This window comes from Limnospira sp. PMC 289.06, from assembly GCF_032350395.1.
GTDB classification, from domain to species: Bacteria; Cyanobacteriota; Cyanobacteriia; order Cyanobacteriales; family Microcoleaceae; genus Limnospira; species Limnospira platensis.
This window is the reverse complement of record NZ_JARPLC010000330.1, coordinates 1-1,226: the sequence shown is the minus strand read 5'-3', so window position 1 is coordinate 1,226 and position 1,226 is coordinate 1. Positions and strand designations below refer to the sequence as shown.

Annotated in this window: 1 pseudogene; it reads left to right on the top strand. The window is 39.2% G+C overall.

The features are described from left to right. Window positions 1-22: 22 nt before the first annotated feature. Window positions 23-1,226 (top strand): annotated as a pseudogene (locus tag P5674_RS24910) (hypothetical protein); the annotation flags it as partial.

The window sequence follows — 1,226 nt, the reverse complement described above, 5'->3', positions numbered from 1 at the left end:
CTACTTTAATGTGATTATTTAAATGGTTAGAAACACAATTAACCCATGGGACCCAGACCCTACCGCTAGAATGCGAGACCCAGACCCTACTACTAGAATATGGGACCCAGACCCTACTAGGGAGCCACAAGGTAGGAAATCGTTTGGTGGTGCTAGTCAAGACCATCGTAGGGAGCCACCAAAGAGAGATGAACCAAAGGGAGGAAAAAAACCTAGGGGAAAGGGTGGCGCTGGTAGAGGTTTTGGCGGTCCTAATAGCGGTGACGAGGTAGATGATGATAAAGGTAGAAGTTCAGATAATCAAGGCGATAACGCAAGCTATTTAGATGAATTAATCGAGGAAACCACAACTGTTAAAGATGATTGTTATTATTTATTGCCCTATGCCCATCCTCGTTATGGAGAAAGTTCAGGTTACCAATCATATAACATATTGTCGGGATACGGTAATTTTGATAGGTTTGAAAAAAACGATTTTCAAACATCATTACATAAATCAAAAGATGGCGTTAGCTATACTTGGGAAGCAAGTTATGAGTATAGTAAGGTATATCGAGACTCAAGCTATCCACCAACTTTTATTAACTTAAGCCAGTTTGGGCATGGAACTTTACTACCTCGGCGGTGGCGGCGAGAATCGGAAACAATAATATGGGAGTCAATGACATCACATAATGTTATTTGTGAGTTTGAGGAACTTCATCCTGTAAATTATTATATAGAAGGAGATTACATTGAAGGCGATAATTTAAATGCGGGTCATAATCTAACCGCTATATATATTCGTGGTAAATATTTACAGACTTTTTTAAGCCTGCATACAAACCCCTGGGCTAAAATGGCTTACACGACGTATTGGTTTCTCCTTGGGAACAGAGTGACGATTGACCGCAAAACATTTGATATTGGTTGGTCATGGATGGGTGCGTCTAGATATGGCTATAAAAATAGATACTATACTTTTAAGCAAGGAACAATGAGTGCCTTAGAAAGAGCGTTTTGGGGTTTTGGAATATTCCCGTGTAAACTACAATCGCTTAATTACAATACTTGGTCAGGTTTATATGTTTATGACCCTATATGTGAAATAGAATACACTAGAAGAAAAAGAGTAACAATACCAGACATGAATGAAGAATGCTGTGGAATGATTAGAAGGATTTACGAGTTCCTAGACCCTGAATCCTTTCCGGCTGAAATGCCTGAAAAAATAACGGTTAATGCTA